The following is a 7,947-nucleotide window of genomic DNA, read 5'->3' on the forward strand; positions in this document are numbered from 1 at the left end:
CATCCGGGGCGTCCTCTTCGACATCGACGACACCCTGGTGGACCTCGAATACGCCATGACCACCGCCCTGCGTGAGGTCAGCGAGCACCTCTTGCCCGGTCTGGACCAGACTGGCTGGGAGCGTTTCGGCAGGATCTTCACGCACGAGACCACGCACTACTACGACCGGTACCTGGCGGGGGAGCTGACCTTCAACGACCAGCGCCTGCTGCGGGGACGCGCCGCCCTGGGGCACTTCGGTGTGGATCTTGCCGACGGTGAAGAAGCGCACGGGTGGCTCTCGGCCTACGGCCGGCTGCAGCCCACGTATGTACGTGCCTTTGAGGACGTGCTTCCGCTCCTGGACCTGCTGGATGCTGCCGGCATCCCCTACGGTGCCGTCAGTAACAACGTGCACGACTACCAGCGGGCCAAGCTCGACGGCGCCGGACTGGAACGCGTCCGCCGCCTGGTTGGTACGGACACGGTAGGCGTTGCCAAGCCCGAGCCGGCCATCTACCTCGAAGGAGTCCGCCTGCTGGGGACTGCCCCGGAGGAGACGCTCTACGTTGGGGACAACAGAATGCTGGATGCAGACGGTTCGACGGCGGCGGGCCTGATAGGCGTCTGGCTCAACAGGGTGGGGGAGCCTGCGCCGGATTTCACCGGTCACAAGATCACCTCGCTGTCACAGCTGCTGGGCTGACCGGCCGCTTACTCCGCAGACTGCAGCCTTCGCCTGTTCCGCAGCACCAGGTAGATGCCCACGGATCCGAGCACAAGCACAGCAACCAGGCAGAGGGCAACGGCGGTATCCGACTTCCCCACCATACTGGTGGGCGAGACGGCCGCTGCGCTCGTGTACAGGGTGTCCGTGCCATCCGCAATCCGGGCATTGCCATCAGCAAGTTTCTCGGCACCCGTGGCCAGCTCTGTCGATCCCGAGGCCAGCTTGGTGTTGCCTGTGGCCAGCTCCGAAGCGCCCGCAGCCAGCGCCTGGGAGCCATGGAGCAGGCCGGGGTTTGAGGGATCGGCCGGATCGCCCTTGATCCCGGCATTCAACGCCAACGTGCCGTCCGCCAGCCGTGAGGTGCCCTCAGTAATACTGGCGACGGCGTTGATCAGGCCCGGGCGGTCGGCATTGCCGGGCACGCCGTCCATGCCGGTGCGGATCTGGGCAGTTCCGGCGGCCAGCAGTTCGGTACCGAGCACAACGCCGGGGTTGTTGGGATCGCGACTGTTGAGCTTTTCACCCAGGGTGGCGAAGCCGGCGGTGAGGCGCCCTGTTCCAGTGTGCAACTGTGCCGCTCCGTCATTGAGCTTCCCCGCGCCAGCCTGCAGTTGCTGCGCCCCGGCGTCGAGCCTATGGGCTCCAGCGGTGATCTTGGCGATCTTGTCCTTGACTACGGCCAGCGGCACCAGACCCTGAAGCGGGTCCGAGGCCGCCGCCTCCAGCAGCTCAAGGGCCTGCGCCAATGCTGCCATGCCGGTGCCTGCCTCGGGGGAGTTGTTCGCTCCCCGGTAGCCCTTCAGCTGGGCCGTTCCGGCGGCCAGCTCGCCCGTCCCGGAGGCCAGACGGGCCGCACCTGCATCCAACGCAGTCGCGCCGTCCGCAAGGTTGTTCTCGGCATTTCCGGCGGCCGTAGGCGTCAGTGCCGCGGCGAGCTGGGTGGCTCCGGCGGCGAGCTTTCGGGCGCCGTCGTCCACTTTGTACACGCCGGGCGCGAGCTTGTTGTTGACGTCAGTTTCGATCTTGACAGCGCCGGCGGCGAGCTGGTCTGCACCGGACTGCAGTTTTTCAGCGCCCGGGGCCAGTTTCTCGCTGACACCCAGGAGGACTTTGTCGGCGCCGGAGGAGAGCTTGCCGGCACCGGTGTCGGCCAGGCCCGCGCCGGCCGCCAGCTGGCCGGCGCCGTCCTTGAGCTGCTCAGCGCCGGCCGAGGCCTGGCCCGCACCGTCCATCAGCTTGGCCGATCCGTCGGTGATCCTGCCGGTGACCAGGGTGTAAAACCCAAGCAAAGCAATCAGCATCAGGGCCAGGACGGCGACAGCAAGCTGCTGTGCCCGGGTTCGGGTCTTGGTGGGCGCGGCGGCACGACTTTGTGTCACGGTGGGTCCTCTCGACGGTTTGCCGGCAGTGTGAAATCTGCCGGCCACCCACCTGGACCAGGGGCGGCAGTCCGGACGCAAAACGACATTCCGAAGGGCCTGCAGCAAAGGCAGTGAGTGGTTACTCTCGGGTAACTTACCGAGAGTAAACTTATTCCGGGTGATCTGGCAAGGGGTTCAGGCCGTTGGGTCTTCGGTGCCGATTTGTGCCAGCCCAAAGTCTCGGGTAAAGTAATTTCTCGTGCTGAGGCGCACGGAGCGCGGCTTGAAGCCCGAAACTCCGGCCCGAAAGTATCATTGGGATATGGTGTAATTGGCAACACTACGGTTTCTGGTACCGTCATTCTAGGTTCGAGTCCTGGTATCCCAGCTCTGTTTGGTCGCAGGCTAACCGCGGCAAATCAGTGGTTTCAGATCGGTTCGCCGATTTGAAACGCGCGCTGAGTGTATGAAATACTCACTTAGCAAACCGGCCTGGCGCCGGTTGGAAGTGAAAACTTCCTGGAAGTACGCGGCCCCATCGTATAGCGGCCTAGTACGCTGCCCTCTCACGGCGGTAACGCGGGTTCGAATCCCGCTGGGGTCACCAACGAACGGTCCCGGGCATCAGCCCGGGGCCGTTTTTTCGTTGTGGAGGCTGCGCTGCGGGGTAATAGGACAAAACCGGGGCCCGGTGGAAAAGCCGGCGCAACTGGCATGATGATCCTGTGACCTCCTCAGACGGGCTTCGTCCCACGCAGCCTCCGCCGCCTAAGCGCGCACCGAGAACGCAGCCGGGCCGGCCCGACGCGGCGTCGGAGCCGGCCGTTGCCTTGCTTGAGGCCGTGCGTGGGGATCTGTCCGCAGTGTCGTTGCCGCTCGCCCTTGCGGACGTTGAACAGGCGCGCCAGGACACTCGGAACGCCGTCGCCCAGCTGGATGACTACATCCTGCCGCGGTACCGCAGCCTGGACGCACCGCTGCTTGCCGTCGTCGGGGGTTCCACGGGCGCCGGCAAGTCAACCCTGGTCAACGCCCTGGTGGGGCACCCGGTCACACGCTCCGGCGCCATCAGGCCCACCACGCGGCAGCCCATTCTGCTGCACCACCCGGCCGATGCCGGCTGGTTCGACGGCCACCGTGTGCTGCCCACCCTCAGCCGGATCCGGGGGACTGTTTCCACGGAACCCGTCCCGGCCAGCCGGGCCGGCGCAACACCCGATGCGGAGGCCATTTCCTCCCTGGTGCTGGTGGCGGACCAGGCTGTTCCGCAGGGGATCGCGCTGCTTGACGCTCCCGACGTCGATTCCATTTCCGACGACAACCGCCGGCTCGCCGGTCAATTGCTGGCCGCCGCGGACCTCTGGGTTTTTGTGACCACTGCCAACCGCTACGCAGACGCGGTCCCGTGGAAGCTGCTTCTGGACGCGTCCTCGCGGGACATCATGGTGGCCGTGGTCCTGGACCGTGTGCCGGCGGAGGCGGAAGCCGAAGTCAGTGCAGATCTCCGCGCGTTGCTGCGGCAGGAAGGCCTCGGCCATGCCGGACTGTTCATTGTGCCGGAGACGGACCTGGACCATCTTGGCATGCTGCCAACGAGCGCCGCAGAGCCGCTGCGGCGCTGGCTGCAGGAACTTGCTGCCGACGCCGCTGGGCGGTCCGAAATTGCCCGCCGTACCCTCAACGGGACGGTGAAGGCGCTGTCCGGGCGGGTCGGTGCGGTGGCGCACGCGGTCCAGGGGCAGGAGCGTGCCGCGGACGCGCTCCGTGCAGGCGCTGAGGCCGCCTACCGCGATGCCGGAACCCGGATCCTGGACGCAACAAAGGACGGTGCCCTCCTCCGCGGGGAAGTCCTGGCGCGCTGGCAGGACTTCGTCGGAACAGGGGAATTCTTCCGGGCGCTGGAACAGAACATCGGACGGCTGCGGGACCGCGTGGGAGCCTTCTTCCGGGGCGAGCCGACGCCGGCCGTACGCGTCGAGGCCGCCATCGAAACGGGGTTGCAGGCCGTCATCCTGGACGAGGCCGCCAACGCCGGCGAAGAGACTGACCGGCGTTGGCGCTCGGACCCGGCCGGCCGCGAGCTCCTGGGGACGGACGATCTGTCCGGCACCAGCCCAGGCTTTGCCGAGGTGGCTGCGGCGGAGATCCGGGCCTGGCAGACCGGCCTGATGGAACTGATTCGCACGGAGGGGCAAGGCAAGCGCACGCAGGCGAGATGGCTTTCCTTCGGGATCAACGGACTGGGTGCCGCGCTGATGATCGTGGTGTTTTCCATGACCGCCGGCCTCACCGGGCTGGAGATCGGCGTGGCGGGCGGTACCGCCGTCGTCGGGCAGAAACTGCTCGAGGCAGTGTTCGGCGAAGACGCGGTCCGCCGGCTTGCGAAGACTGCGCGGGATGACCTCCATGCCCGTTGCCAGCGGCTGCTGCAGGCAGAGCAGCAGAAATTCCTCCAACGCCTGCCGGAGGGCGGCGCGGACACCGGCCGGATCCTGACAGGCCACGCCGCTGCCCTGGCCCGGCTGGCGGAAAAGGCATGAGCCGCCACAGCGTAGCCCGTGAGGCGTCACAGCTGGACCGCAGGCTCGAAGCACTCAACGATGCCCGCGAACTCGCCGAAGGCGTCTTGCCGGATGCGGCACTTGACGAGGTGTTCCAGCTCCTCGAACGCGCGAGCTCCCGGCGGTCACTGTCGGCTGATCACACTGTTGTTGGGTTCTTCGGTGCCACCGGCAGCGGAAAATCGTCACTCTTCAACGCGGTCAGCGGCGCTGAAATCGCGACGGCGGCCGCCCGCCGCCCCACAACGTCGGAACCTTTGGCAGGTGTCTGGGGAGCGGACGGCAGCGAGCCGCTGCTGGACTGGCTTGAGGTGCGCAACCGCCACCATGCCGAGCCCGTGGCCGGCTTCGCCGACGAGGGCACGGGGCTGATCCTGCTGGACCTGCCGGACTTCGACTCCACCAGGGCCGCGAACCGCGCGATCGTGGAGCGCATGGTTGGCCTCGTTGATGTCCTGGTCTGGGTCCTGGATCCGCAAAAGTACGCCGATGCGGCAGTCCACAACGATTTCCTGGCGCCCCTGGCCGCGCATGGCGCCGTGACCCTGGTGGTCCTCAACCAGGTGGACCGCTTGCCCGAACGGGACGTGCAGCCTGTGCTGGAGTCCTTGAAAGGGATCCTTGCCCGCGACGGGCTGGGCAAGGTTCAGGTCCTGGGCGCATCCGCCCTGAAGGGCACCGGCGTGGACAAGGTCCGGGGCGCCATCCGACATGTTGTGGTACAGCGCCAGGCACTTTCACAGCGGCTGGCCGCTGACGTTTCACGGGCCTCCGGGCAACTCCGGGAAGCCGCCGGCACCGGGGAAGCCGCCGGTGTCAGGCCGGCGTCGAAATCCCGGCTCACCGATGAGCTGGCAACGGCCGCCAACGTGCCCGTGGTGGTGGACGCAGTTGCGCGGTCCTACCGCATCGAGTCGACGCGCCGCACTGGGTGGCCGGTGACGCGGTGGCTGGTGCGGTTCCGGCCTGATCCGCTCCGCCGGCTCAACCTGAGAAGTTCTTCCCCGTCCCAGCTTAACCGGACCTCGCTCCCGGCCGCGGGCGCCCCGGAACGCGCCCGGACAGATGCTGCTGTCCGTGGGTTTGCGGACGCGGCGAGTGCGGGCGCACCCGGACCGTGGCGTGCCGCGATCAGGGGTGCCGCCCGGGAAGGGCGGGAGGCGTTGCCGGATGCCCTGGACCAGGCCATCGCAGGCACGGACCTGATGGCGTCCCGGAAGTCCTGGTGGTGGGGCGTGTTCAACGTGGCCCAGTGGCTCGCGCTGCTGACGGTCCTGGGCGGCCTCGGCTGGCTGGGTGTGCTGGCCGGGCTCGGCTATCTCCAGCTGCCCGTGCCCGAGGTTCCCAAGGTGGAGGGCTGGCCGGTGCCGACGCTGTTGATCGGCGGCGGTGTGGTGCTGGGGATCTTCCTGGCGCTGACTGGAAAATTCATTGGCTCAGGAGCCGCGAGGGCGCGCGCAGCCCGGGCCAGGAAACGGCTGCGGGCAGCGGTGGGCGAGGTTGCCCGGGACTTCGTAGTGGAGCCGGTTGAAATTGAAGTCAGCAGGCTCGCGTCCTTCAACGCCGCACTGAAGGTTGCGGGCGGAAACTAAGGTCGTTACGCCAGTGCGGTTGCGGCGTCCCTGACCTTGATCAGCGTCCGCAGGTTCCGGGTGGTAGTGGTTGCCTTGAACCTGGCCTTGGACGAAATCTTGCTGAACGGGCTGTCCAACGTCCCGCCGGCCGGAGCCAGCCAGGCCAATGCCTCCGGGCCGAGGCGTTTCTGCTGGGTACCTTCAAAGCCTGCGCCGGCGGCTTCAAGCTCATCGAGCATGGCGGTGTCCGATGCCAGCGTGATGTAGGTGTGCGTTGCCTTGTCGTCTGCCGGATACGGGCAGGCCGCCACGAGTTCGGAGACCCGCCGTGCCGTGAGGACAACCACCCAGGCCTCGTAGCCGAAGGAGTCACGCAGGCACTCTTCGAACGTCTGCTTGACCGCGGCAGGATCCTCGTCGCTGGCAAGCACCACATTGCCGCTGGCCAGCAGGGTCCTGACGTCCGCGAACCCCTGCGATGCAAGCGCAGTCTTGAGGTCCGCCATCTTGATGTTGATCCCGCCGACATTTATCCCGCGGAGGAAGACTGCGTAGCTGTTCATGCCGACAGCCTAGCCGGGGCAGCCAGGCCTGGACGGAGGCGAGCCTTCAGTCGTTGCCCTTGCGCAGGGCCTCGGTGAGGATGCGCGCGGCGTTGCAGACCACCTCGGCGTGGAGGCGGCCCGGCTGGCGGGTGAGCCGCTCGATGGGGCCGGAGATCGAGACCGCGGCGATCACGCGTCCGGACGGTCCCCGGACCGGTGCCGAGACTGAGGCGACCCCGGGCTCGCGTTCGCCGAGGCTCTGTCCCCAGCCCCGCCGTCGTACGCCTGCCAGCACGGTGGGCGTGAAACGCGCGGCCTGCAGGCCCTCAAGAAGCCGGTCGTGGTCTTCCCAGGCGAGCAGCACCTGCGCGGCGGAGCCGGCCTTCATGGAGAGTTTCGTGCCAACCGGGATGGTGTCGCGCAGGCCGATGGGACGTTCGGCGGACGCGACGCAAATACGCCATTCGCCCTGGCGGCGGAAGATCTGGGAGCTTTCGCCGGTGGCGTCGCGCAGCTGCATCAGGACCGGGCCTGCGGAAGCGATGAGGCGGTCCTCGCCGGCGGCGGAGGCGAGCTCCACCAGGCGGCTGCCGAGGACAAACCGGCCCTGGATGTCGCGGCTTACAAGCCGGTGGTGGATCAATGCTAGGGCGAGTCTGTGCACGGTGGGCCGGGCCAGGCCCGTGGCGGCCACGAGCTGTGCCAGCGTGGTGGGTCCGGCCTCCAATGCGTCAAGTACATGGGCCGCTTTATCAATGACGCCGACTCCACTAGAATTGTCCATGTAATGATATTGCCGTCTCATTATCTGAGATGCAAATCTTTGGGCTGGCACATATTGCGGCCCTGCTGGTTCAGTGGAACCAAACAGCCAAACAGCAGTGAAGGGAGATGGCCGTGGCAAAGACACTGGCCGAGAAAGTCTGGGACGCGCACGTGGTGCGCAAAGGCGACGGCGAAGGAGCCAACGCCCAGCCCGACCTCCTCTTCATTGACCTTCACCTTGTCCATGAGGTGACCTCCCCGCAGGCATTTGAAGGTCTGCGGCTGGCTGGCCGCAAGCTGCGCCGCCCTGACCTCACCATCGCCACGGAGGACCACAACACTCCCACGCTGGACATCCACAAGCCCATTGCCGATCTCACCAGCCGCACGCAGATCCAGACGCTGCGCAACAACTGCGCGGAGTTCGGCGTC

General features: G+C 67.0%; 7 protein-coding genes and 2 tRNA genes. 6 read left to right on the forward strand and 3 right to left on the reverse strand.

What is annotated here, in order from left to right:
- Position 1: 1 nt before the first annotated feature.
- Complete coding sequence (locus tag V6M49_RS16670; protein WP_332762133.1) at positions 2 to 685, forward strand: HAD family hydrolase; 684 nt, start codon at positions 2 to 4, stop codon at positions 683 to 685.
- A gap of 8 nt (positions 686 to 693) precedes the next feature.
- Here the strand turns inward: V6M49_RS16670 and V6M49_RS16675 are convergent, their stop codons facing one another.
- Complete coding sequence (locus V6M49_RS16675; RefSeq protein ID WP_332762135.1) at positions 694 to 2,088, reverse strand: hypothetical protein; 1,395 nt, start codon at positions 2,086 to 2,088, stop codon at positions 694 to 696.
- A gap of 298 nt (positions 2,089 to 2,386) precedes the next feature.
- Here V6M49_RS16675 and V6M49_RS16680 point away from each other — a divergent pair.
- From V6M49_RS16680 to V6M49_RS16695, 4 genes are all read left to right on the forward strand, one after another.
- A tRNA-Gln gene (locus V6M49_RS16680) sits at positions 2,387 to 2,458 on the forward strand.
- Between the two features lie 143 nt (positions 2,459 to 2,601).
- Positions 2,602 to 2,677 (forward strand) — tRNA-Glu (locus V6M49_RS16685).
- Positions 2,678 to 2,912: 235 nt separating this feature from the next.
- Entirely contained in the window at positions 2,913 to 4,610 is a 1,698-nt protein-coding gene (locus V6M49_RS16690) for a dynamin family protein (RefSeq protein ID WP_332762137.1), read from the forward strand.
- Complete coding sequence (locus V6M49_RS16695) at positions 4,607 to 6,223, forward strand: GTPase (RefSeq protein WP_332762138.1); 1,617 nt, start codon at positions 4,607 to 4,609, stop codon at positions 6,221 to 6,223. Before V6M49_RS16690 ends, V6M49_RS16695 begins: the two co-directional genes overlap by 4 nt.
- Positions 6,224 to 6,228: 5 nt before the next feature.
- Here V6M49_RS16695 and V6M49_RS16700 read toward each other — a convergent pair whose 3' ends face one another.
- Together V6M49_RS16700 and V6M49_RS16705 are read right to left on the reverse strand one after the other, a co-directional pair.
- Positions 6,229 to 6,768 (reverse strand): DUF1697 domain-containing protein, encoded by a 540-nt coding sequence (locus V6M49_RS16700; protein WP_332762140.1) that lies wholly within the window; start codon positions 6,766 to 6,768, stop codon positions 6,229 to 6,231.
- A 46-nt stretch (positions 6,769 to 6,814) separates the two neighbouring features.
- Complete coding sequence (locus V6M49_RS16705) at positions 6,815 to 7,534, reverse strand: IclR family transcriptional regulator (RefSeq protein ID WP_058932091.1); 720 nt, start codon at positions 7,532 to 7,534, stop codon at positions 6,815 to 6,817.
- A 113-nt stretch (positions 7,535 to 7,647) separates the two neighbouring features.
- Between V6M49_RS16705 and V6M49_RS16710 the strand changes: the two genes are divergently transcribed.
- Positions 7,648 to 7,947, forward strand: a 300-nt coding sequence (locus tag V6M49_RS16710; RefSeq protein WP_332762143.1) for an aconitase family protein, incomplete at its 3' end; no start/stop codon positions are given.

This window comes from Pseudarthrobacter sp. (assembly GCF_036675385.1).
GTDB lineage: Bacteria > Actinomycetota > Actinomycetes > Actinomycetales > Micrococcaceae > Arthrobacter.